This is a genomic window from Falsochrobactrum tianjinense, assembly GCF_019100495.1.
Classification (GTDB): Bacteria; Pseudomonadota; Alphaproteobacteria; order Rhizobiales; family Rhizobiaceae; genus Brucella; species Brucella tianjinense.
The window spans coordinates 78,824-102,881 of sequence record NZ_JAHRVA010000006.1 but is presented as its reverse complement, the minus strand read 5'-3'; the positions used below and the strand labels follow the sequence as shown (position 1 = coordinate 102,881).

The following is a 24,058-nucleotide window of genomic DNA, read 5'->3' as shown; positions in this document are numbered from 1 at the left end:
TGCCAAGACTGGAGGAGTTGGCAATCCTTAAAACTGCCTAATGCGAGCGCAGATTGCGTATTGTGCTCAGATTGAAAGCTACCGGCCGGACGCGCTGTTTCTTTGCTTCGTTCTCTTCCAGAAGCAGTACGATTGCCGAAGCAGCCATTGCTACCATCATGGATAATGCCAGAAGAAATATCATCATCGCGGTATCCTTTCGACATATATACGCTTGAGACGCGAAAAGGTTGCATCATCCTTGCACCTGTTCTGGTAAATCGGTCGTGAACTTTCTCTGAAATCATTGTTCATGCCACAGTCATCTGCTTTCATGGTTTCCACTTTCTTATTCTTGTGGTTGTTGTTGAAAATCTGATCAGAAAAGGCTAGCTGGGAGAAATGACGATCGCGATTTATGCGGGTTCCTTCGACCCTGTGACCAATGGCCATATGGATGTCCTCAAAGGTGCACTGCGCCTAGCGGATCACGTCATTGTTGCGATTGGCCTGCATCCGGGGAAAAAGCCGCTTTTCAGCTTTGAGGAGCGCCTTGAACTGATTGGCATGAGCGCGGAGCACGGGCTGGGAAAAGACGCCAGCCGCATTTCGGTTATTTCCTTCGATAATCTGGTAATCCACGCCGCGCGCAAACATGGCGCACAACTGATGGTGCGCGGATTGCGCGACGGCACCGATCTTGATTATGAAATGCAGATGGCGGGTATGAACGGAACCATGGCGCCGGAATTGCAGACAGTGTTCCTGCCCGCCGATCCGGCGGTGCGCACGATTACCGCCACATTGGTCCGCCAGATTGCTTCCATGGGCGGCGATATCCGTCCTTTCGTTCCCGCAGTGGTTGCCGCTGCGCTCGAAGCAAAATTCAAATCCTGATCGCAGGGAGTTTTTCGATCATGTCATTCATCCGTTCGGCGCTTGCCGCCGCCGCCTTTCTCGCGCTTTCGCTGGGAACCTCTCATATCGCTTCCGCGGCCGATCCTGAAAATACTGTCGTTCTGACGCTCAAGGATGGGGACGTTGCAATCGAACTTCGCCCGGACCTCGCGCCCAAGCATGTGGAGCAGATCAAGAGGCTGGTTCGCGACGGGGCCTATAACGGCGTTGCCTTTCATCGCGTTATTCCAGGTTTCATGGCGCAGACCGGCGACGTGAAATTCGGAAATATGGATAAGGGTTTCAATGCATCGAGCGTTGGCACCGGCGGTTCTGATTATGCAAATATTCCCGCTGAATTCTCGCAGGAACCTTTTGTGCGTGGTACGGTTGGTATGGCGCGCAGTCAGGATCCGAATTCGGCCAATTCGCAATTCTTCATCATGTTTGCCGATGGCGCGTTCCTGAACGGGCAATATACGGTGGTCGGTAAGGTTGCCAGTGGCATGGAAGCCGTAGACAAGATCAAGAAGGGTGATGAAGCCGATAATGGTTCGGTTGAAAACCCGGATAAGATCATCAAGGCCGCTATCGAGGCCGACAAAAAATAAGTTTGAAAAGGAGAGGCCCGCATGGCTTACAAAGACCCTGAAAATACGCTCGTTCTGGAAACCACCAAAGGCAATGTGATTCTCGAACTCTATCCCGATCTTGCTCCCGGTCATGTCGAGCGCATCAAGGAACTGGCCCGCGAAGGTGCTTATGACGGCGTCGTCTTCCATCGTGTGATCGACGGTTTCATGGCGCAGACGGGCGATGTGAAGTTCGGAAAGACGGGCGGCGCCGATTTCAACGGCTCGCGTGCTGGCATGGGCGGTTCGGAGAAGCCAGACCTCAAGGCCGAATTCTCCAACACGCAGCACAAGCGCGGCACGGCTTCGATGGCACGTTCACAGAATCCTAACTCGGCCAATTCGCAGTTCTTCATCTGCTTTACCGATGCGCCGTGGCTCGACCGCCAGTATACGGTATGGGGCCAGGTGATTGAAGGCATGGATAATGTCGACAAGATCAAGCGCGGTGAGCCAGTCGCTGATCCGGACGTGATCGTGGCCGCGCGGATCGCTGCGGATATCTGATCGTTTATGCATATGATCGCGGCTCCGGCGTAACCCCGCCGGGGCCGTAGTTTGTTTGCCGCATTTTCGGACATAAACCGCTTCGCGCTTTTGCCGGAAATGCTTTGTGAGGTTTCCTATGCGCGTTGATCTTTTCGATTTTGATCTGCCGGAAGAGTGCATCGCCCTGCGCCCGGTGGAGCCGCGCGACCATGCCAGACTGTTATGTGTCCGCCCCGGCCAGCCCTTCGTGGACCGCCAGGTATTTGAGCTCCCCGACCTGTTGCAACCTGGCGACGCCCTTGTTTTCAATGATACCAAAGTGATACCAGCACATCTTGAAGGTATGCGTGAACGCGATGGCAACATTGCGCAGGTAAGCGCGACGCTGCATATGCGCACCGGCCCTGATCGCTGGAAAGCCTTTCTCCGGCCCGGTAAGCGCGTTAAGGAAGGCGATCGTATCCGGTTCGGCCATTCTGGTTCAAGCTGCTTCATGGGTACGCTTGATGCTACGGTCACAGAGAAGGGCGATGCGGGCGAGGCGCTGCTTGTGTTCGACCTGTCCGGGCCAATTCTCGATGAAGCGATTGCCGCTGTCGGCCATATTCCGCTACCGCCCTATATTGCTTCCAAGCGAGCGGAAGACGAGCGTGATCGCAAGGACTACCAGACTGTTTATGCCCGTGAGGAGGGTGCAGTCGCGGCTCCCACGGCAGGGCTACATTTTACGTCCGAGCTTCTCGGAAAAATCAAAGCGCGCGGCATTGAAGAACATTTCGTCACCCTGCATGTCGGGGCGGGCACGTTTTTGCCGGTAAAAGCCGACGATACGGGCGACCACAAGATGCATTCGGAAATCGGCCATGTTTCGCAAAGAACCGCCGACGCGTTGAATGCCGTACATGAGCGCGGCGGGCGCATCGTCTGCGTCGGGACGACCTCGTTGCGGTTGATCGAAAGTGCGTGCGGCGAAGACGGCATTATCCGGCCATGGTCGGGTGCGACCGATATTTTCATCACGCCCGGCTATCGTTTTCGCGCGGTCGATCTTCTGATGACCAATTTTCACCTGCCTCGTTCGACGCTTTTTATGCTGGTTTCGGCATTCAGCGGCCTTGATACGATGCGTGAAGCCTACGGACATGCGATTGTGGGCAATTACCGCTTCTATTCGTATGGCGACGCCGGCTTGCTCGAACGGGCCGACCAAGATAGACACACCACATGAGCAGCGAAAAGTTTGAGTTTAAAGTGCTGGCGCGCGATGGCGCGGCCCGGCAGGGTGAAATCTCCATGCCGCGCGGTGTGGTGCGCACGCCCGCCTTCATGCCGGTCGGCACTGCCGGGACCGTCAAGGCCATGTATATGGATCAGGTGAAGGAGCTGGGCGCGGATATTATTCTGGGTAATACCTATCACCTCATGCTGCGTCCAGGTGCCGAGCGAGTCGCGCGCCTCGGCGGGCTGCACCAGTTCGGCGGCTGGAAGGGGCCAATCCTGACCGATTCCGGCGGATTTCAGGTCATGTCGCTGGCGCAATTACGCAAGCTGAACGAAAATGGTGTCACTTTCCAGTCGCATATTGACGGGAAAGCCTATGAAATGTCGCCTGAACGCTCCATCGAAATTCAGGGACTGCTTGATTCCGATATCCAGATGCAGCTTGACGAGTGCGTGGCGCTGCCGTCGTCAGAAGCCAATACGGAACGGGCGATGGAACTTTCGCTGCGCTGGGCCGAACGCTGCAAGGTGGCCTTCGGCGAACAGCCGGGCAAGGCTATGTTCGGCATTGTACAGGGCGGCGACAATGCACGTCTGCGCGAATGTTCTGCGCAAGCATTGAAGGCGATGAATCTCAAGGGATATTCTGTCGGCGGCCTTGCGGTGGGTGAGCCACAGGCAGTCATGCTTGATATGCTCGAGGTGGTCTGTCCGATCCTGCCACCAGAAAAGCCACGCTATCTGATGGGGGTAGGGACGCCCGATGATATTCTGAAATCGGTTGCACGCGGTATCGATATGTTCGATTGCGTCATGCCGACCCGCGCCGGACGGCATGGTCTTGCTTTCACGCGGTTTGGCAAGGTCAATCTGCGCAATGCGCGCCATGCAGAGGATCATCGCCCGCTCGATCCGGAATCCGATTGTCCGGCGGCGCGCGATTACAGCCGCGCCTATCTGCATCATCTGGTGAAATCCGGCGAGGCGCTCGCCGCCATGCTGCTTACCTGGAACAATCTTGCCTATTATCAATATCTGATGAAGGGCATCCGCGCGGCGATTGCCGAAGGCAATTTCGTCGATTTTTCTGCTGAAACCACGGCAGGATGGGAGCGGGGTGATATTCCTGCCCTTTGATCGAAGTGTGATCAGCCAGCTTCGAGTATTTTTTCCAGCCGACAGATAACGGAGTGGCGTTCCTTCTCCGAGAGTACTTCGCAGTCGAGAAGCTTGCCGCATTCAAGCCCCGTCAGGGCGAGGTAGGCAATCAGGGCAATGTCGGTGTCGCTGGCATCATCAAGCATTCGGTTGAGCAGGACTCGGTGGTAATGGCGCACCGGAATCATGAAATCTGGGTTTTCCATGAGGGCGGCAAGAACACCGCAACCGGGCGGCGCATCGTCGGAGTGAACACGATAAACATCGACAAAAGCCCGCGCCACACGGTTTTGTTCACCCTGCTGAAGATTTTCCTGCACCTTCATGGCGCGCTCATGTTCTTTCATATATTCTTCGACTACAGCTTCCAGGAGCCGGGCCTTGGTGGGAAAAGAATAAAGCAGTCCTCCTTTCGAAAGTCCGGCACGGGCGGCTACCGCATCAAGGGATATATGTGCAGGACCGACTTCCTGGGCCAGTTCCACTGCTGCACGCACAATGCGCTCACGCGAAGATACCTTGTTCCTTGATAGCAATTTCGTTGGCTTCCTGACAGTTCGATAGTTGACATTACCGTCTGGACGGTACAGTTTTTCGCCTCTTTAGTTCAAGTAAAATACGTGCGAGCGCTGCAACGGAAACCGACAGGCAGTTCGCCAACGCCGCCTTTGGAGTGCATCCGCAATGATCAAGCGCCTTATTTTGGCAATAATATTTCTGGCGATCGTCGTTGGCGGACTCGTCGGATTCAATCTTTTCCGAACACAGGCGATCAAGGATTTCTTCGCCAATATGCAACAGCCAGCCAAGACTGTTTCGACTATTACGCTGGAGCCGGGTACCTGGACGCCGGGGATAGAAGCGATCGGCACGGCCAATGCGCGAAACGGTATCGATCTGACGGTACAGGTCAACGGTATCGTGCAGGAAATTGGTTTCAAGGCGAACCAGACCGTCGAAGTGGGCGATGTTTTACTGAAGCTTGAGGACAGTATCGAGAAAGCTGATCTCGCCGCCGCACAGGCCGAGGCGGTTCTTGCCGAGCAGAACCTCAAACGTGCCGATACCTTGCGCACACGCGGTGTCGGTGCGGTGTCCGATGTCGATACGACTGCCGCGGCGGCAAGCGCCAAGCGGGCAATGGTTGCCAAGCTTCAGGCTGTATTGGAGCAGAAGACCGTCACAGCGCCGTTTTCCGGGGTTATCGGAATCGCTAAGGTCGACATAGGCCAGTATCTCACGCCCGGCACGGTGATTGCCACCTTGCAGGAAACTGATACGATGCGCATCGATTTCACAGTACCCGAACAATCGCTTTCTGCCATCAAGCTTGGCCAAAACGTCGAAGCTGGATCGAACAGCCAGTCCCTCAATTATAAGGGCACGATTGTCGGCATCGATCCGAAGATCGATCCGTCCACTCGACTTGTTTCGGTTCGTGCGGAAGTAAAAAATTCCGAACCCCGGCTAACGCCGGGCCAATTCGTGCAGGTGCGCGTTGAACTTCCACAAGAGGATAATGTGCTCGCATTGCCGCAAACTGCAATTGTGACAAGCCTCTATGGTGATTATGTCTATGCGGTTCGCCCGGAGGAGCCAAAGGAAGGCGAGGAAGCCCCGGAGGATCAGGCTGACCGACAGGTCGCACGACAGGTATTCGTGAAGATCGGTCGGCGTTATGGTGGTGTTGCCGAGATCACCGATGGTCTCAAGCAGGGCGATGTCATCATTACAGCAGGCCAGAATCGCCTTGCGCCGGGCATGCCGGTAACAATCGACAATACCATCAACCCGACCCCTGCGGTTGGCAACCAATAGGCGCGCGCGATGAGTTTTTCCGATATTTTCATCCGGCGACCCGTGCTTGCCACCGTGGTTGCCCTCATGATCATTCTTCTAGGTCTACAGGGGATCGCACAGCTTTCAGTACGCGAATATCCAAAGGTAGATGAAACGGTTATCACGATTTCCACCACCTATGCCGGTGCTAGCGCCGAGCTAATTCAGGGGTTTATCACAGCGCCAATCGCTGAGGCCGTCGCGACAACCGAAAATATTGATTATGTGACTTCATCGAGCCGCCCGTCCATGGGGGTGGTGACAGTACAGATGAAGCTCGGCGCAAATCCGGATGCGGCGCTGACCGAAGTCATTGCCAAAGTTAATCAGGTTCGCGGCAAGTTGCCATCCGAATCAGAAGATCCGGTGATTGTTAAGGGTACGGGGCAGAGCTTCGCCACGATGTATCTGGCTGCGCAGAACCCGAATATGACAAGCGAGCAGATCACCGAATATCTGGAACGCGTCATCCAGCCCCGCATGTCGACCATTCAGGGCGTCGCCAAGGCTGAAATTCTTGGCGGGCAGATTTATTCGATGCGTGTCTGGCTCGATCCGATCCAGCTTGCGGCACATGAGATTACGGCGTCTGAAGTTCTTGCGGCCATCCGAGCGTCGAACTTCCTTTCCGCACCCGGCAAGACCAAGAACGAATATGTTTCGTCTTCGATCACGCTGGAATCGACGTTGCAGACACCGGAAGCTTTTGGCGCGATGCCGCTCAAAACGTCGGGCGATGATGTGGTGCGCCTGCGCGACGTGGCGAGGGTCGAGTTGGCTGCCGAGAGCACCGATACCATCGTTTCGTTCAATGGCTCTGCGGGCACATTCCTTGGCGTCTTCCCAACTCCTGCCGCCAATCCCATCGATATGGCGACTGCCGTGCGCAAGGAACTGCCTTCCATTCAGGCCTCACTGCCCGAAGGCATGTCCATCGAACTCGTCTATGACGCGACCGAGCAGATCAGTTCGTCCATTGAGGAAGTGTTTACGACTATTGCCGAAGCGATGGCGATCGTCATTCTTGTCATTATCGTGTTTCTGGGATCTTTTCGCTCGGTTATAATTCCGATCGTCACAATTCCGATCTCCCTGATCGGGGTCTGTTTCTTCCTTTATGTGCTTGGTTTTTCGATCAACCTTCTGTCACTTCTGGCGATGGTTTTGGCAATCGGTCTGGTGGTGGATGACGCCATCGTCGTTCTGGAGAACATCCATCGGCATATCGAGGAAGGGTTACGCCCGATGGACGCGGCCTTCAAAGGCATGAAGGAAATCACCGGCTCGATTGTTGCCATGACAATTACGCTGGCAGCGGTGTTTGCTCCCCTTGGCTTTACTGGCGGACTGACAGGTGCGCTGTTCCGTGAGTTCGCCTTCACGTTGGCGGGTGCCGTTATTATTTCAGGTGTAGCGGCTTTGACTGTCTCGCCGATGATGTGCGCGCGCATCCTCAAGCACGGGGATACATCACGTTTCCAGACCTTTATCGACAATACATTCACCAAAGTTGAAAAGTGGTATCACCGCCGCGTGTCGAACTCGCTGGATTATCGTTCGATCACCTTGATGATCGTGGCGGCTCTGGTTGGCCTGACCGGTTTTCTGTTTATGAATACATCGAGTGAGCTCGCCCCGGAAGAAGATGTCGGGGCGCTATTCTCGCTCTTCAATGCGCCGCAATATGCGACCTCGGCCTATACTAATCTTTACGCCGAGCAGATTGATGAATTGACGAAAGACCTGCCGGAACTGAAAACGCGTTTTCAGATCGTCGGTATGGATGGCGGCACCAACTCCGGTATCGCGCTGTGGGTGCTCAATGATTGGGGAGATCGCACGCGTTCTCAAAAGGAAATCCAGCAGGATCTGACCGAACGCCTGAACAAGCTGGCCGGCGTCGAGGCATTCATTTTTGCGCCGCCCTCCTTGCCGGGTACAGGCGGCGGCCTGCCAATCTCTATCGCTTTGCAGTCTACCGGCCCGGCCGATCAGGTCTTTGAACTTGCGGAAGAAATCAAGAACGAAGCGCAGGCGACGGGTCAGTATATCATTGTGCAGAACTCGCTCTCCTTTAATGCGCCGCAAACGACGATCACCATCGATCGCGACCGTGCCGCAACACTTGGTATTCAGGTGAGCGAGATCGGGGCGACTCTGGGTCTTCTTACGGGCGGCGCGTCAATCGCCAAATTCGATCGCGATTCGAACAGCTATGACATCATAACGCAGGTTCCTGATGTCTATCGTGCCAATCCGGAAAACCTCGGCGACTTCTATGTCCGCAGCGTTTCGGGTTCCATGGTGCCTTTGTCATCTGTCATTCAGATCAAGCAGAACGCCTCTCCGGCAGCTATCGAGCAGTTCAACCAGTTGAACTCCGCAACAATTTCAGCTTTGCCTCTACCGGGCGTGACCACGGGCCAAGGGCTTCAGACACTGGTCGATCTGGCGCGGCAGAAGATGCCGGAAGGCTTCTTCCTCGATTATTCGGGCCAATCGCGACTTGAAGTGGAGCAGGGCAACACGATCCTGATCGCTTTTGGTCTGGCCGTTATCGTCATCTATCTGGTTCTGGCGGCGCAGTTTGAAAGTTTCCGTGATCCATTCATCATCATGATGTCGGTGCCGCTTTCAATCTTTGGTGCTATCGTGCCGCTCAATCTCGGTCTAGGTACGCTGAACATATATACGCAGGTCGGTCTGATCACTCTCGTAGGATTGATAACCAAGCACGGTATTCTGATGGTGGAATTTGCCAATCAGCAGCGCCGCCTACATGGGCATACGCGCCGCGAAGCGATCGTGATCGCTGCTGAAACCCGCCTGCGCCCGATTCTGATGACGACGGCGGCCATGGCGCTTGGCGTTGTACCGCTGATCACCGCCAGCGGCGCGGGCGCTGCGGCGCGCTATTCTATGGGCCTGGTTATTTTCACCGGCATCACCATCGGCACGATCTTCACGCTTTTCGTGGTGCCGATGTTCTATACTTTCATCGCCAAGAAGGATGTGGAGGGCGAGTTCTTGCCCGCCCAGCCCGCCCAAGAAGGCAGCGGTGCGCCAGAGCCTGCTCCGCATCACTGAAACTTGCATTGAAGAACACTTGAAGGGCAGCCTAGAAGTAGGTTGCCCTTTTTTCTGGCTGATGTTGCAACCTTAAGTTATCAACCCATATGAGCAGGCATGATACCTTTATCCGTTCTCGATCTCTCACCCGTTCCCGAAGGCAGCGATGCCGGACAGTCTCTGCGCAATACACTGGAACTCGCCCGGCAGGCGGAACATCTCGGTTTCAACCGCTACTGGCTTGCCGAACATCACAATATGCCGGGAATCGCCAGTGCTGCGACCGCGGTGGTGATCGGCCATGTTGCTGCAGGTACCTCGACCATTCGCGTTGGGGCCGGGGGTGTTATGTTGCCGAATCATGCGCCTCTTGTGGTGGCGGAGCAGTTTGGCACGCTCGAATCTCTGTTTCCCGGACGCATCGATCTGGGCCTTGGGCGCGCGCCCGGAACCGATCCGGTCACAGCCCATGCGCTGCGACGCACGCTTGACAGCGACCCGAATGGATTTCCGCAGGATGTGGTCGAACTGACTAATTATTTCGGTCCTGTCGAGCCGGGGCAGCGGGTGCAGGCTGTGCCGGGCGGTGGGCTGAACGTGCCGATCTGGATATTGGGTTCGAGCCTATTCGGCGCGCAGCTTGCCGCTATATTGGGTCGGCCATATGCCTTTGCGTCACACTTTGCCCCTGCAGAAATGGAACGAGCCGTTGCGCTTTATCGCGAGCGTTTCGAACCATCGCAATATCTCGACAAGCCTCATGTCATGTTGGGATTGAACGTGATTGCCGCCGATACGGACGAGGAAGCAAATTATCTGTTCACCTCGCAGGTGCAGTCTTTCGTCAATCTGCGCACCGGTCGTCCGGGCAAGCTTCCTCCTCCGGTGGAAGGTTATGCGGAACAGCTGGACCCTTCCGCGAAGGCGCTCATTCGTCAGATGCTGTCATGCCGCGTTGTGGGCAGACCTGAAACGGTGGCAAAAGGCATAAGCGAATTTGCGGACCGGACCGGTGCCGATGAACTGATGATCACCGGCATGATTTATGACCATCAAAAGCGTTTGCGCTCTTATGAAATCGTCAGCAATTCAATTGCATGAGGGTCGAATTCGCGGCTGACTTCGCCCAGAAGCCAGTCGCGGAACGCGGCGACCGCAGGTGCATTGGCGTGCGCTTTAGGCGTTATGAAATAATAGCTGCTCGGGCTTTTTACCGTATGCGGATAGGCGATGACGAGTTGCCTGTTCTCGATTTCAGCGCTGATGAGAAACAGAGGCATGAGCGCGATGCCAAGTCCGGCAATGCAAGCCTGTGAAACGTTTGAAAATTGCTCGAAACGCATGCCGCCGGAAACGGGGGCTGTAATATCAAGGCTTTTGAACCAGTGCTTCCAAGCGCCTGGGCGCGACGCCATATTGAAGAGCGGCAAGCGCAGCAAATCTTGCGCTGCACTTATCGGATGCTCTTGCAAAAACTTTGGGCTGCATACCGGCGCTACAATCTCCTCAAGTAAAAATGTGCAGTCGGCATTGGGCCAATCAGCCTGGCCGGTATGGATTGCCGCATCAAGCCCTTCGCGTTCGAAATCGAACTGGCCGATGCGCGTCGCAAAATTCAGGATAATATCCGGATATTGCGCCACAAAACGCGGGATGCGCGGGATCAGCCATCGTGTGCCGAATGTCGGCAGGAATGCCAGATTGAGCGTCGTTCCGCGCATTTGCGACATCACCTGGAGTGAAGCAGCGCGAATGGACGCCAGCGCCGGTCCAACAATATCGAGATAGGTGCGGCCGGCATCGGAAAGCACTACATGGCGGCTGCTGCGGTCGAAAAGCGCTGCGCCAAGCTGTTCCTCCAGCACGGCAATCTGACGGCTCACGGCGCCTTGGGTCAGAGACAATTCTTCGGCGGCGGCAGAAAAACTTTTATGCCGAGCCACGGCGTCAAACGCGGCCAGCGCACTGGTAGAGGGAAGAAGGCGTCGGGATAGTGAGTTCATAATCTATTACTAAATGGAATAGATCGATGAGTAAACGTCGATTGCATGGCTTTCTGTACCGCGTCATATTTGCACCAACCGAATTTGAGGAGACTATGCATGTCACGCGCGGCTTTTAACTGGGAAGATCCATTTCTGCTTGATGAGCAATTGACCGAAGACGAGCGCATGATCCGCGACTCAGCCAAGGCATTTGCCAGCGACGTTCTGCAATCGCGCGTCGAGAAAGCTTATATGGACGAAACCACCGATCCCGAATTGTTCCGACTCATGGGGCAGGCAGGTCTGCTGGGAGTCACGCTTCCGGAAGAATATGGCGCAGCCAATGCAGGCTATGTTTCCTATGGATTGGTCGCGCGGGAGGTCGAGCGCGTGGATTCCGGTTACCGCTCGATGATGAGCGTGCAATCTTCCCTCGTCATGTATCCGATCTATGCCTATGGCTCGGACGAGCAGCGCAAGAAATATCTGCCGGGCCTCGTATCGGGCGAGCTCATCGGCTGTTTCGGTCTGACCGAACCTGATGCTGGTTCCGATCCAGCCGGGATGAAGACCCGCGCCGAGAAAATCGATGGCGGCTATCGCCTGTCCGGTTCAAAAATGTGGATTTCCAATTCCCCGATCGCCGATGTTTTCGTCGTATGGGCAAAGTCAGCAGCACATGACAATGCCATTCGCGGCTTTGTGCTCGACAAAGGCATGAAGGGACTTTCTGCCCCGAAAATCGGAGGGAAACTTTCGCTGCGTGCTTCCATCACCGGCGAAATCGTCATGGATGGCGTGGAAGTTTCCGAGGATGCTTTGCTGCCCAATGTTTCTGGCCTCAAGGGACCGTTTGGCTGTCTCAACCGTGCGCGCTACGGCATTTCATGGGGTGTTCTGGGCGCTGCGGAAGATTGCTGGTTCCGTGCGCGCCAGTATGGCCTTGACCGCAAGCAATTCAATAAACCGCTTGCAGGCACACAGCTTTACCAGAAGAAGCTGGCCGATATGCAGACGGAGATCGCGCTTGGCCTTCAGGCAAGCCTTCGGGTCGGACGCCTTTTCGATGAAGACAAAATGGCGCCGGAAATGATTTCCATCGTCAAGCGCAACAATTGCGGCAAGGCACTCGATATTGCCCGGCAGGCGCGCGACATGCATGGCGGTAACGGTATCCAGATCGAATATCATGTCATGCGCCACGCGCAGAATCTGGAAACCGTGAATACCTATGAAGGAACGCATGATGTTCACGCCCTGATCCTTGGGCGGGCACAGACTGGCATTCAGGCGTTTTTCTGATCGCCATTCCTGCCGCCGTCACGATGGCCCGCTCGCTTCCTGTGGGCGGGCTTTTTCATGGAAGGTTTCAACATGCAGAATACACCGCTTGCCGGTCTCAAAGTGATCGAACTCGCTCGCATTCTGGCCGGACCATGGGTCGGCCAAACCCTGTCTGATCTTGGTGCTGATGTTATAAAGGTAGAAAGCCCGGAAGGCGATGACACTCGCCAATGGGGGCCTCCCTTCATTGAGGTCGAGGGCGAGAAGTCCGCAGCTTATTTTCACGCCTGCAATCGGGGCAAGCGCTCGATCAGAGCTGATTTCCGCACCGATGAGGGCAAGGAGCTTGTCCGGCGACTCGTGGCGGATGCCGATATCGTTATAGAGAATTTCAAATTTGGTGGGCTGGATAAATACCAACTCGATTACGAAAGCCTCAAGGCGATCAATCCGCGCCTGATCTATTGCTCGATCACTGGCTTCGGGCACAGCGGTCCTTATGCCGAGCGCGCGGGTTATGATTTCATGATTCAGGGCATGGGCGGCATCATGGATTTGACCGGTGAGCCGGATCGCGAGCCGCAAAAGATCGGTGTCGCTTTTGCCGATATATTTACCGGGCTTTATAGCGTGATCGCCATTCAATCGGCTCTCATTATGCGCGAGCGCACAGGGCAAGGACAGCATATCGATATGGCGCTGTTCGACTGCATGGCGGCGGTTCTCGCCAATCAGGCGATGAATTATCAGGCATCAGGCATCACGCCAAAGCGCATGGGCAATGCGCATCCCAATATCGCGCCTTACCAGACATTACCGGTATCTGACGGCTATTTCATCATAGCGTGCGGCAATGACGGGCAGTTCGCAAAGCTGGCAACCTTGCTGGGTGTTGACGCGCTGATTCGGGACGAGCGCTTCGTGACCAATGCAGCGCGCGTCGCCAATCGTGCCGCCCTTACAGTTCTACTGGAAGAAAAAACGCGACTGTGGCAACGGGACGATCTTCTGGCCGAACTGGCAAGCATTGGTGTTCCTGCGGGGCCGATCAATACGGTGGCTGATGTGTTTGCCGATCCGCAATTTATCGCTCGCGGCATGATGATCGATCCGCAGGGCATTCCGGGTTTGCGTACGCCGATCCGGTTCTCGGATGCAGAACTCAAGCTCGACCGGCGTTCGCCAAAACTTGGCGAAGATGAAGAAGCAATTCTGGCCGAGCTAGACTACAAATAAAAGATAGCGCGCTCTTCCCAACGGAGGGCGCGTTTTAGCCATGCCGAAAAACACAGACGATCTTCCGGGGTGGAAGAAAATATCATCAGCTCTTATGAGAAGAAATGGTGCGGTCGAGAAGACTCGAACTTCCACGGGTTGCCCCACAGCGACCTCAACGCTGCGCGTCTACCAATTCCGCCACGACCGCCCGTGGTAGGAGCCGAACAGTGTCGGCGAGGGGCATGTAGCAAATCGATTGGGGGTGCACAAGCCCCATCTGTGTGCTGAACTGATCTTTTTATGAAGGAATGCGAAAAAGATTTTGGCCGTTGAGCCAGGCAATTGAGAAAAGCCCGGAAATCCGGGCTTTTTCAACGAGTTCGCCAATCATAAAGAATATCAGAACTTCTTCACATAAGCGCAAAATTCTCACAGAAAACAGGCCAATCCGGTAGAGGCCAGAATCATCATGGGGCAAGATTCGCGCGTACCGCGATTTCAGCCCATAACACCCTGAAGACGCTTTATATCTTCGAGACGCTTGATTGTTTCAGTATAACCCGCATCGATTGCTTCCGCTGCACGATGAAAATCGGCAAGACCGATCTGGCCGACGGTCGGCATCAGTGTCACGTCCGGCGGATCACCGGCCATGCGGGCGCGTGAAATGCGATCCTGGATAATATTGAATGCTTCCATCATCACGCCGGTAATGCCCAAACGGCTTTCTTTTTCACTGCGCAATGTGTCGGAAAAGGATTCCTGCTGTGATTGTGCGTGCTTAATGACTGCGGCGCGTCCAAACTGATCGTAATGCAGGTTCACGGCCAGAACGAGCCGCTGCTCATAGGCGCGGCAAACAGATACAGGAACCGGATTGACAAGCGCGCCGTCCACCAGGACGCGTCCTTGCCAGCGCACGGGCGCAAAAACGCCAGGCAGGGCATAGGATGCGCGCATGGCTTCCACCAGCGGCCCGGTGGACAGCCAGATTTCGTGACCAGTATGTAACTCGGTGCATACGGCGACAAACGGCTTGGCAAGGTTCTCTATGGATACGCCATCAAGATGCTCGCGCATGCGGTTATCGAGCTTCATGCCCCCGAACAGGCCGCTGCCGCGAAATGTAATATCGAGAAGGTTAAACATGCGCCGCCGCGTCAGGCTACGGGCAAAATCTTCCAGCTCGTCGAGTTTTCCGGCAAGGTAGCAGCCGCCAACCAGCGCACCGATGGAAGTGCCGGCAATCATTGCAATCTCGATACCCGCTTCATCGAGCGCGCGAAGCACTCCAATATGCGCCCAGCCGCGCGCAGCGCCACCGCCAAGCGCCAGCGCAATTCGATGCGGTTCCTGCTCGCCCTGCGGGTGCTGGATGATTTCTTCTTGCGGCGTCTCGGCCTCTATGGTCGCAGCCTTACGCCTCGCTCCCCATGCAAGCATTAATGAACACCTCTTTGTTTTCTTAATTTAACAAAGCACGGTATCCAAACAATAAATGCCGCAAATTGATGGCGCGCGCCTGATTGCGCCATCACATAGATTTGAAAGTAATCAGCAAGTGTGATCACCAGTAATTTCGAGCCTGATATTGCTCGCATTGTCTTCCGAACGAACCTTACGATAAAAACACGAACGACGTTCTGTATGACAGGTGGGACCGTCGCCTACAACGCGCACCTTAAGCCATAGCGCGTCCTGATCACAATCGGTGCGCAGTTCGACCACGCTTTGCAGATTGCCGGAGGTTTCCCCTTTTTTCCAGAGCGTGCTGCGTGAGCGTGACCAGTAATGGGCGATGCCGGTTTCAAGCGTCAGGCGCAGGGCTTCTTCGTTCATGTGAGCGACCATCAGCAGTTCACCGTCGCGCGCATCGGTTACGACTGCGGTTATGAGACCAGAGGCGTCAAAACGCGGCATGAAAACCGCGCCTTCTTCAATCGCCTTCTTGTCCGAAAGCTGTGAGGGGAAAAAGCTCATATTCGGCCCTATTGACGAATAAGGTTCATGAAGCGCACCTGTTCATCGACATTTTCCTTGAAAGCGCCGGTAAAAGTGGTCGTGATCGTGCTGGAACCCTGCTTGCGGATGCCTCGCATTGCCATGCACATATGTTCGGCATCAATCATGACGGCAACGCCGCGCGGCTTGAGAATGCGCTGGATGCTGTCCGCGATCTGGGCAGTGATGCTTTCCTGCGTTTGCAGGCGGCGGGCGAACATATCGACCACGCGTGCGATCTTGGAAAGGCCCAGAACCTTGCCATCGGGAAGATAGGCGACATGCGCTTTTCCGATGACAGGCACCATATGGTGCTCGCAATGGGAAAAGAAGGAAATATCCTTCAGCAATACGATATCGTCATAGCCCGACACTTCTTCGAAAGTCGTGCCAAGCACGTCTTCGGGGCTTTCGGCATAGCCGCTGAACAATTCGCCATAGGATTTGGCGACGCGTTTAGGGGTCTCCAGAAGACCTTCGCGCGTCGGGTCGTCACCTACCCAGAGAAGAAGCGTACGCACGGCAGCTTCGGCTTCGGCCTGCGTAGGTCTGTGCAATTTTACGGGCAGGTTGGATTCGTCATCTTTTTTGAGGATACGAGCGTCCATCAGTATTCTCCAGTAGTCTCCTTCGAAGAGGAGACGAGTTAAACGGACAATACAACGATGCGCTTTTGCGAGCGGGCGATGTATTGATCCGGCACCATCAGGCTGCCGGATGGATATTAGTGCGGTCGCCCGTCACCATGTGATAATCTGCCCATGGCGCAGTTGCGACTTGCCTACTATATAGATAGGAGATTGCAACTTCAAACCATGGCTGGCTGACATTTTTTCGTTTTTGCCCGGCGGGGCGGAAGGTTCGTCTAAATGATCGACGATGTTTATAATAAACGTATTCTTGAGTTTGCAGGCAATATCGAGCGCCTTGGGCGGCTTGAGGATGCGGATGCGGTGGCAACAGTCCATTCCAAACTGTGCGGTTCGACCGTCACCGTCTATCTCAAGATGAGCGATGGAATCGTCATCGATTTCGCCCATGAAGTGAAGGCCTGCGCGCTGGGGCAGGCATCTTCTTCGGTTATGGCGCGTAATATCATCGGTGCTTCCGCAGAAGAACTTAAAACTGCGCGCAACGCGATGTATCGAATGCTCAAGGAAAATGCTCCGGCCCCGCAAGGCCGTTTCGAGGATCTGAAATATTTCGAGCCGGTACGCGAATATAAGGCCCGCCACGCTTCCACGCTGCTGACATTCGATGCTGTCGCCGATTGCATTCGCCAGATCGAGGAAAAGGCAAAGGCCGCCTGATATGTGTTCGTGTGGCCGAAATAATGCGGAAACTGGGCGCAATAGGCAAAATGTTAAGCCGCAAACGCGGAATTTCACCGATTCGTGGCAAAAAACGCCCGGACGGCTGTTCGGAACCGCGCTGATACGCATTTATCAGTTGACGCTTTCGTCTTTTATCGGCAATTCCTGCCGCCATATGCCGACCTGTTCCGAATATGCCTATGAGGCGATTGCACGTCATGGCCTATGGAATGGCGGCTGGCTCGGGCTTTTCCGCGTCGCACGCTGCGGTCCGTTTGGTACGCATGGTTACGATCCGGTGCCGCAAACGCTTTCCGCGCGTCAGCGCTGGTATATGCCGTGGCGTTTCTGGTGGCGCGAAAAGAGTTGAACTCCCGCTCCTTATGGGCGAAAGCATGTCCTGGTATGTAAATATATGTTTACATACATTTCGAAAACCACCCGCAATCGTTGGCGGGACTGGATAAGGAAGAATAGAATGTCGAATAATGTTTCCCTGCAATTTCCCGATGGATCGTCCCGCGAATATGACGCCGCAATGAGCGGTGCCGAACTTGCGCAATCGATCTCGAAATCGCTGGCGAAAAAGGCCGTGGCCTATGCTGTCGATGGTACGGTGCGCGATCTCTCCGATCCGCTGGGCAATTCCGGCAAAGTGGAAATCCTGACCCGCGAGGACCCGCGTGCGCTGGAACTCATCCGCCACGATACGGCCCATGTGCTGGCCGAGGCCGTGCAGGAACTTTTCCCTGGTACGCAGGTCACGATCGGCCCTGTCATTGAAAACGGCTTCTATTACGACTTTGCCCGCAACGAGCCTTTTACGCTCGATGATCTGCCGGTGATCGAAAAGAAGATGCGCGAAATCATTGCGCGCAACAAACCGTTCACAAGGGAAATCTGGTCACGCGACAAGGCCAAGCAGGTATTTGCCGATAAGGGCGAGAACTACAAGGTCGAACTGGTCGATGCGATTCCCGAAGGGCAGGACCTCAAGATTTACTATCAAGGCGACTGGTTCGACCTGTGCCGTGGGCCGCATATGGCCTCCACCGGCCAGATCGGCAATTCCTTCAAGCTGATGAAGGTTGCAGGAGCTTATTGGCGCGGCGATGCCAACAATCCGATGCTGACGCGTATCTATGGCACTGCCTTTGCCAATGATAATGACCTTCAGGCATATCTGCATATGCTTGAAGAAGCCGAAAAGCGCGACCACCGTCGTCTTGGCCGCGAAATGGACCTGTTCCACTTTCAGGAAGAAGGTCCAGGCGTAGTCTTCTGGCATGCCAAGGGATGGAAGATGTTCCAGACTCTGGTGAGCTATATGCGCCGCCGTCTCGACACTCATGGCTACCAGGAAGTCAACGCGCCGCAGGTGCTTGACAAGTCGCTTTGGGAGACGTCCGGCCACTGGGGCTGGTATCGCGACAACATGTTCAAGGTGACGGTGGCCGCGGACGAAACCGACGATGATCGCGTGTTTGCCCTCAAGCCGATGAATTGTCCCGGCCATGTGATGATTTTCAAGCACGGCCTCAAATCCTATCGCGATCTGCCGATCAAGCTTGCAGAATTTGGAAATGTGCATCGCTATGAACCATCAGGCGCGCTGCATGGCTTGATGCGCGTGCGTGGTTTTACGCAGGACGATGCGCATATTTTCTGCACCGAAGACCAGATGGCGGCGGAATGCCTGCGCATCAACGATCTCATCCTGTCGGTCTACAAGGATTTCGGCTTTGAAGAGATCACCATCAAGCTTTCCACTCGCCCTGAAAAGCGCGTGGGATCGGACGAGCTTTGGGATCGCGCCGAAAGCGTGATGACAAAGGTGCTGGAGCAGATTCAGCAGCAGTCGAACGGCATCAAGACCGGCATTCTGCCGGGCGAGGGTGCTTTCTATGGCCCGAAGTTCGAATATACGCTGAAAGACGCCATCGGTCGCGAATGGCAGTGCGGAACAACGCAGGTTGATTTCAATCTTCCCGAACGTTTCGGCGCATTTTATATCGACAAGGATTCGGAGAAGCGCCAGCCCGTGATGATCCATCGCGCCATATGCGGTTCGATGGAACGGTTCCTGGGCATTCTAATCGAGAACTTTTCCGGTCACATGCCGCTATGGTTCGCGCCGGTTCAGGTGGTCGTCGCGACTATCACTTCAGAGGCTGACGAATACGCGCGAGAAGCTGCCGCTAGGCTTAAGGCTGCGGGCCTACAGGTCACAACCGATCTGCGCAATGAGAAAATCAACTACAAGGTGCGCGAACATTCGCTTCAGAAGGTTCCGGTCATTCTCGTATGCGGCAAGCGTGAGGCGGAAGAAAAGAGCGTTAATATGCGCCGTCTTGGTTCGCGCGATCAGGAATCAATGACGCTCGAAGAGGCGATCTCACGCCTGTCCGAAGAAGCGACGCCTCCCGATCTCCTGCGTTTGAGTAGCAAGAAAAACTAGTTAAAGAAAGGCCTGTTTGGGCATTTCAAACGGGCCTTTTTTATTCGGAAATGGTTGAATCAGCGGCATCGTCCGGAATTTCATAATTGCCATTGGCCACGACTTCGACTTCTTCATTGTTGCCGGAGGCAACCTTGAAATCGCGCTGGTAGATCCGATCCTTGTTCTTGGCGACGGCAACGTATTCGCCTTCCATCAAAACCATCGAAGAATAGGCTCCCACACTCTCGCGAACCACGTCGCCAGATGCGTTGAGGATCGACCATGCAGTGTCGGCGAGCGCCTCGCCGCCTTTTTCGCGCACGAGTTTCAATATGACCTCGGCTGCACGGTGCTGCACAGTGGCCTCAGTCAGCTTGCCCGCTTCCACGCGAATATCTGCACGAATGATTGCATTTGCGGAACCGTAATTGGAGACGACGTGATAGGTGCCGCTGTTAAGCCTGATGATCGTATCCGGCTTCACGTCGGGCACGATTAGCGAACGTTCGCTGTTATCGTCATCGGCATAGATGGAGAAGCGAACAAGATCACTCTTTATCTTGCCCTCGTCGGGCAAGACTGCGCTGAGCTTCATGCCACCAGCGTCAAGAATCATGACTTCGTTTCGGTTGGCATTCGTAAGCATTATGCGCTTGGTCGCGCCTGCACGTCCATAGGCCGCGTGCACCAGATAGCTGCCTTCCGGCAGATCAAAAACGGCACTCCCGCCTTTCGACGAAGCAACGAGCGGCAATTGCCCGTCAGGTCCGGCATCCGGCGTGAAAACGCGCCATACAATCCCGGTCGATATATCCGCTCCATCCTGATTAAGTCGTGCTTTCAAATCCAGTTCATGAGTCCCGATCAGCGGGTTGTTCTCAGGACTGTCAGGCGCTGCATAGGGACTGAGCGTGGGCAGATCAAGCTTTGGCTCCGGAAGGCTCAACCCAGCGCTGCCGCCTGTTATAGGATCAATACCTTGCGCACTGGCAAAAGACGCCATCAGTGACAGCACAAGAGCACCGGCAAGCGATGTGCTGCGTAATGCCGCTTTATTTTTTGCGCGGAGTAGGTCCATTTTATAAGACATGATGCTTTTGAGCCTAAGCCTGCGGCAAATTCAAGACCAAATCGCAATTGGGCTGGCTTTTCAGCCAGCAACATTGGCCCTTATCCCGTTAGAACAGACTTTACAGTATAATCGAGACGGGCGAGAAGGGGGTAGCCCTGAATAGGGGCGGCATTTTGTAATTTCAGCGGTAAGGTGTTCCTGTGACGTATCCGGTTTTCCAATTTCTCGCGCAGCGCAGTTCCACGCCGATTTCAGCTATTACCGAACCGGCTCCCGAAGGTGATGAACTTGCCGAACTTTTAAAAGTTGCCGCGCGCGTGCCGGATCACGGTCGTCTGACGCCATGGCGTTTCATTCTTTATCGCGGTGAGATCCGTCATCAGGTGGGGGATTATCTTGCCAGCCGTGCACAAGAGCGGGAAGGGCCGCTACCAGAAAGCCGTGTAAACCAGGAGAGGGCGCGTTTTGCGCGTGCACCGCTGGTTATCGGCGTCATTTCAGCGCCTGTCGCACATGAGCGTATCCCGCAATGGGAGCAGTTTCTTTCGGCAGGAGCTGTGGCCTTGAATCTGTGTGTCGCAGCCAATGCGTTGGGTTATGCGACGAACTGGATCACCAACTGGTATTCGGACGATGCTCCGGCTCGCGCCTTTCTCGGTCTGGCTCCAGATGAGCGCGTGGCCGGGTTCGTCCATATCGGGACCGCCGGAAACAAGATGCCTGAACGGCCAAGGGCGGATATGGATCAGATCGTTTCCTACTACGATGGGCCATGGAGGCCTTGAGCCATTTATTTAAATATAATCGGTAAGTTATGGAAAAAATATGTTTTATGAACCTAGGAATGGTCATAACCTACCCCATAATCCATTCAAAGCGATTGTGTCGCCGCGCCCGATCGGCTGGATCGGCACCTGCTCCAGAAGCGGGGCAGTGAATCTCGCGCCTTATTCGTTTTTCAATGCCATTTCCGATACACCGCCTATGGTGATGTTCTCTTCGACGGGCGCAAAAGACAGTCTGGCGTTCATTGAGGAAACGGGCGAATTCACTGCCAGCGCGGTCAGTGACGATCTGAAGATCCAGATGAATGCTTCATCCGTGAATGCACCGCGCGGCGTGAGCGAATTCGGCTATGCCGGGCTGACCGCAGCGCCAAGCAAATTGATTGCGGCGCCCTATGTTAAAGAGGCTTATGCAGCGCTTGAATGCGTGGCAGTCGAGGTCAGGCGCTTGCAGGATAAGAAGGGTAGGGCGACTGATAATTATATGGTTATCGGCGAGGTGGTGGGCGTGCATCTTGATGAACGCGTTCTGACGGATGGTCTGGTTGACATAAAAAAAGCCAAGCCGGTTACGCGTCTTGGCTATATGGATTATGCGACCACCGAAAATGCCTATCAGATGTTCCGCCCCAAATGGGACGGCAAGTCCTGAATTGTGCGACCCCAATCAAAGCCCGTTTTTCTTCGCTTCGCACCAGATCGATTCCATTTCGTCAAGGCTTGCCGCTTCCAGACTGCGATCGGTTTCGTTCAGGCTTTTCTCGATAAAATGGAAACGGCGGCAGAACTTTTCATTTGCAGAAACGAGCGCCGTTTCAGCATCAATTTCAAGATGGCGGCCAAGATTGACCATAGCGAATAAAAGGTCGCCATATTCCTCTTGAATAGCCGCTTTGTCACTGCCTGCCATGGCTTCCTTGAGTTCCCCGGTTTCCTCTGCGATCTTGTCGAGAATTGGAGCTGCCTCGGTCCAGTCGAAGCCAACTCTTGCGGCTTTCTGCTGTAGCTTCAGCGCTCGCAGGAGGGCCGGAAAGGCATTTGGTATATCGTCGAGATAGCCATCTTTGTGCGCTGTCTCCAACCCGAGCCGCGCGCGGCGTTCGGCACGTTCGGCTTTTTCTACAGCCTTGATGTGATTCCACGATCCCTTTGCCATGCCAGCATTTCTGGCCTCCACATCACCAAATACATGCGGATGCCGACGTATCATTTTACGCGTAATGGCTTCCACGACATCGCCGAAAGAAAAATCACCCTGTTCTTCAGCTATGCGTGCATGAAACACCACCTGCAAAAGCAGATCGCCCAACTCTTCGCACAGATCGTCCATGTCAGTGCGTTCAATGGCGTCGAGAACTTCATAGACCTCCTCAAGCGTGTAAGGCGCTATGGTGCGGAAAGTTTGTTCTATATCCCACGGACAGCCGGCTTCGGGGTCACGAAGGGCGGCCATGATTTCCAGCAGGCGATCAATGTTGCGGGAAGGTTCCATCTTCACTCCGAGACAATTGATTGGAACAGCAATTCGTAAAAATTGCGCAAGCGCGGCTTGCAGTCTGCGGCTGTTTTTGCATAGTCAGCCGTGGATCGCACATCGGGGCTTTATGTTCAACATGCGGATAGGTGAAGAATGACGATTCTTGTGACAGGCGGCGCTGGCTACATCGGCTCGCATACTTGCGTTCAGTTGATCGAGGCTGGCCAGGACGTTGTCATCGTTGATAATTTTGCCAATAGCCACCCCGAATCTTTGCGCAGGATAGAAAAAATTACCGGCCAAACGCCACGACAGGAAGTGGGCGATATTCGTGACCAGGCATTTCTGGAGAAGGTTATTCGACGCAATAAATGCACGGCGGTCATTCACTTTGCCGGTCTCAAGGCTGTGGGAGAATCCACCGAAAAGCCGTTGCATTATTATGACTGCAATGTTCTTGGTACATTGCGTCTGTTACAGGCCATGGAAGCTACTGGCCTCAAGAAGCTGGTTTTCAGTTCTTCGGCGACTGTTTATGGCGACCCGCAAAAACTGCCGATCACAGAAGACCAGCCGCTTTCCGCCACCAACCCTTATGGCCGGACCAAGCTGGTTATCGAAGACATGCTGCGCGATCTTTATATCAGCGATGATAGCTGGAGGATTGCGATCCTGCGTTATTTCAATCCGGTTGGCGCGCATGAAAGCGGACTGATCGGCGAAGACCCCAAGGGTATCCCCAACAATCTGATGCCAATTATCGCGCAGGTCGCGACTGGGCGCCGCGAGAAGCTCAGTATATGGGGCAATGATTATGCGACCCCGGATGGCACCGGTGTTCGCGACTATATCCATGTGGTCGACCTTGCTGCAGGCCATCTCAAAGCGCTCACTAAACTCGACGAGCCGCAATGTTTTTCGGTCAACCTTGGAACAGGGCAGGGCTATAGCGTTTTCGACGTGGTCAAGGCGTTTGAACACGCTTCTAATCGCGAAATCAAATACGAGATTGCCCCACGGCGCCCCGGCGATGTAGCAGAATGCTACGCGGACCCCGCCTTTGCCCGCGATTTTCTAGGATGGTCAGCGGAAAAGAATCTGCGCGAAATGTGCCAGGATATGTGGCATTGGCAATCGAAGAACCCGGACGGTTATGAGTGAACCGATACCGGCAGGATGTATGAAGGAACTGATGGCAT

General features: G+C 54.7%; 24 protein-coding genes and 1 tRNA gene. 16 read left to right on the top strand and 9 right to left on the bottom strand.

Annotated elements, in window-relative coordinates; all coding sequences use genetic code 11:
• Window positions 1-37: 37 nt before the first annotated feature.
• On the bottom strand, window positions 38-187 hold the full coding sequence (locus KUG47_RS13660) for a hypothetical protein (RefSeq protein ID WP_217678534.1): 150 nt from the start codon (window positions 185-187) through the stop codon (window positions 38-40).
• A gap of 194 nt (window positions 188-381) precedes the next feature.
• On the opposite strand from KUG47_RS13660, the gene coaD reads away from it, so the two are divergent.
• From coaD to tgt, 5 genes are all read left to right on the top strand, one after another.
• Window positions 382-876: a pantetheine-phosphate adenylyltransferase gene (coaD, locus tag KUG47_RS13655; protein ID WP_217678533.1), complete on the top strand. Its 495-nt coding sequence runs from the start codon at window positions 382-384 to the stop codon at window positions 874-876.
• A gap of 20 nt (window positions 877-896) precedes the next feature.
• Complete coding sequence (locus KUG47_RS13650) at window positions 897-1,487, top strand: peptidylprolyl isomerase (RefSeq protein WP_217678532.1); 591 nt, start codon at window positions 897-899, stop codon at window positions 1,485-1,487.
• 21 nt (window positions 1,488-1,508) lie between these two features.
• The gene (locus tag KUG47_RS13645; RefSeq protein WP_217678531.1) at window positions 1,509-2,015 is read left to right on the top strand and encodes a peptidylprolyl isomerase; all 507 of its coding nucleotides are present in this window, start codon (window positions 1,509-1,511) and stop codon (window positions 2,013-2,015) included.
• A gap of 118 nt (window positions 2,016-2,133) precedes the next feature.
• Window positions 2,134-3,225, top strand: a complete 1,092-nt coding sequence (queA, locus tag KUG47_RS13640) for a tRNA preQ1(34) S-adenosylmethionine ribosyltransferase-isomerase QueA (protein ID WP_217678530.1) — start codon at window positions 2,134-2,136, stop codon at window positions 3,223-3,225.
• Entirely contained in the window at window positions 3,222-4,355 is a 1,134-nt protein-coding gene (gene tgt / locus KUG47_RS13635) for a tRNA guanosine(34) transglycosylase Tgt (RefSeq protein WP_217678529.1), read from the top strand. The genes queA and tgt overlap by 4 nt, the downstream gene beginning before the upstream one ends.
• 11 nt (window positions 4,356-4,366) lie before the next feature.
• On the opposite strand, the gene KUG47_RS13630 is transcribed toward tgt, so the two are convergent.
• On the bottom strand, window positions 4,367-4,912 hold the full coding sequence (locus KUG47_RS13630; protein WP_217678528.1) for a TetR/AcrR family transcriptional regulator: 546 nt from the start codon (window positions 4,910-4,912) through the stop codon (window positions 4,367-4,369).
• Between the two features lie 148 nt (window positions 4,913-5,060).
• On the opposite strand from KUG47_RS13630, the gene KUG47_RS13625 reads away from it, so the two are divergent.
• The 3 genes from KUG47_RS13625 to KUG47_RS13615 all read left to right on the top strand — a co-directional run bounded on the left by KUG47_RS13625 (window position 5,061) and on the right by KUG47_RS13615 (window position 10,385).
• Window positions 5,061-6,194, top strand: coding sequence for an efflux RND transporter periplasmic adaptor subunit (locus KUG47_RS13625; protein ID WP_217678527.1), 1,134 nt, complete (start codon window positions 5,061-5,063; stop codon window positions 6,192-6,194).
• Window positions 6,195-6,203: 9 nt separating this feature from the next.
• Complete coding sequence (locus KUG47_RS13620) at window positions 6,204-9,302, top strand: efflux RND transporter permease subunit (RefSeq protein ID WP_217678526.1); 3,099 nt, start codon at window positions 6,204-6,206, stop codon at window positions 9,300-9,302.
• Window positions 9,303-9,401: 99 nt separating this feature from the next.
• Complete coding sequence (locus KUG47_RS13615; protein ID WP_217678525.1) at window positions 9,402-10,385, top strand: LLM class flavin-dependent oxidoreductase; 984 nt, start codon at window positions 9,402-9,404, stop codon at window positions 10,383-10,385.
• Here KUG47_RS13615 and KUG47_RS13610 read toward each other — a convergent pair.
• Window positions 10,355-11,287 carry a LysR family transcriptional regulator gene (locus KUG47_RS13610; RefSeq protein WP_217678524.1) on the bottom strand — a complete coding sequence of 311 codons (933 nt, stop codon included), beginning with the start codon at window positions 11,285-11,287 and terminating at the stop codon, window positions 10,355-10,357. The two genes, KUG47_RS13615 and KUG47_RS13610, sit on opposite strands and share 31 nt — an antisense overlap.
• Window positions 11,288-11,386: 99 nt before the next feature.
• Between KUG47_RS13610 and KUG47_RS13605 the strand changes: the two genes are divergently transcribed.
• Both KUG47_RS13605 and KUG47_RS13600 read left to right on the top strand, forming a co-directional pair.
• Complete coding sequence (locus KUG47_RS13605) at window positions 11,387-12,571, top strand: acyl-CoA dehydrogenase (RefSeq protein ID WP_217678523.1); 1,185 nt, start codon at window positions 11,387-11,389, stop codon at window positions 12,569-12,571.
• 72 nt (window positions 12,572-12,643) lie between these two features.
• Entirely contained in the window at window positions 12,644-13,789 is a 1,146-nt protein-coding gene (locus KUG47_RS13600; protein WP_217678522.1) for a CaiB/BaiF CoA transferase family protein, read from the top strand.
• Between the two features lie 105 nt (window positions 13,790-13,894).
• On the opposite strand, the gene KUG47_RS13595 is transcribed toward KUG47_RS13600, so the two are convergent.
• From KUG47_RS13595 to folE, 4 genes are all read right to left on the bottom strand, one after another.
• A tRNA-Leu gene (locus KUG47_RS13595) sits at window positions 13,895-13,979 on the bottom strand.
• Between the two features lie 290 nt (window positions 13,980-14,269).
• Entirely contained in the window at window positions 14,270-15,214 is a 945-nt protein-coding gene (locus KUG47_RS13590) for a patatin-like phospholipase family protein (protein ID WP_217678521.1), read from the bottom strand.
• Window positions 15,215-15,325: 111 nt separating this feature from the next.
• Window positions 15,326-15,751: a phosphoribosyl-AMP cyclohydrolase gene (gene hisI / locus KUG47_RS13585; RefSeq protein ID WP_217678520.1), complete on the bottom strand. Its 426-nt coding sequence runs from the start codon at window positions 15,749-15,751 to the stop codon at window positions 15,326-15,328.
• Between the two features lie 8 nt (window positions 15,752-15,759).
• Window positions 15,760-16,380 (bottom strand): GTP cyclohydrolase I FolE, encoded by a 621-nt coding sequence (gene folE / locus KUG47_RS13580; RefSeq protein ID WP_217678519.1) that lies wholly within the window; start codon window positions 16,378-16,380, stop codon window positions 15,760-15,762.
• A 261-nt stretch (window positions 16,381-16,641) separates the two neighbouring features.
• Between folE and KUG47_RS13575 the strand changes: the two genes are divergently transcribed.
• From KUG47_RS13575 to thrS, 3 genes are all read left to right on the top strand, one after another.
• Window positions 16,642-17,082, top strand: coding sequence for an iron-sulfur cluster assembly scaffold protein (locus KUG47_RS13575; RefSeq protein ID WP_217678518.1), 441 nt, complete (start codon window positions 16,642-16,644; stop codon window positions 17,080-17,082).
• A 1-nt stretch (window position 17,083) separates the two neighbouring features.
• Complete coding sequence (yidD, locus tag KUG47_RS13570) at window positions 17,084-17,455, top strand: membrane protein insertion efficiency factor YidD (protein WP_217678517.1); 372 nt, start codon at window positions 17,084-17,086, stop codon at window positions 17,453-17,455.
• Between the two features lie 108 nt (window positions 17,456-17,563).
• On the top strand, window positions 17,564-19,543 hold the full coding sequence (gene thrS, locus KUG47_RS13565; protein WP_217678516.1) for a threonine--tRNA ligase: 1,980 nt from the start codon (window positions 17,564-17,566) through the stop codon (window positions 19,541-19,543).
• Between the two features lie 40 nt (window positions 19,544-19,583).
• Here thrS and KUG47_RS13560 read toward each other — a convergent pair whose 3' ends face one another.
• On the bottom strand, window positions 19,584-20,528 hold the full coding sequence (locus tag KUG47_RS13560; RefSeq protein WP_422718095.1) for a hypothetical protein: 945 nt from the start codon (window positions 20,526-20,528) through the stop codon (window positions 19,584-19,586).
• A gap of 269 nt (window positions 20,529-20,797) precedes the next feature.
• On the opposite strand from KUG47_RS13560, the gene KUG47_RS13555 reads away from it, so the two are divergent.
• Together KUG47_RS13555 and KUG47_RS13550 are read left to right on the top strand one after the other, a co-directional pair.
• A complete protein-coding gene (locus KUG47_RS13555; RefSeq protein ID WP_217678514.1) occupies window positions 20,798-21,382 on the top strand; it encodes a nitroreductase family protein in 585 nt (194 codons plus the stop codon).
• 40 nt (window positions 21,383-21,422) lie between these two features.
• Complete coding sequence (locus KUG47_RS13550) at window positions 21,423-22,034, top strand: flavin reductase family protein (RefSeq protein WP_217678513.1); 612 nt, start codon at window positions 21,423-21,425, stop codon at window positions 22,032-22,034.
• 15 nt (window positions 22,035-22,049) lie between these two features.
• Here the strand turns inward: KUG47_RS13550 and mazG are convergent, their stop codons facing one another.
• The gene (gene mazG / locus KUG47_RS13545) at window positions 22,050-22,874 is read right to left on the bottom strand and encodes a nucleoside triphosphate pyrophosphohydrolase (RefSeq protein ID WP_217678512.1); all 825 of its coding nucleotides are present in this window, start codon (window positions 22,872-22,874) and stop codon (window positions 22,050-22,052) included.
• Window positions 22,875-23,012: 138 nt separating this feature from the next.
• On the opposite strand from mazG, the gene galE reads away from it, so the two are divergent.
• Window positions 23,013-24,020, top strand: a complete 1,008-nt coding sequence (gene galE, locus KUG47_RS13540; protein ID WP_217678511.1) for a UDP-glucose 4-epimerase GalE — start codon at window positions 23,013-23,015, stop codon at window positions 24,018-24,020.
• Window positions 24,021-24,058: the final 38 nt, after the last annotated feature.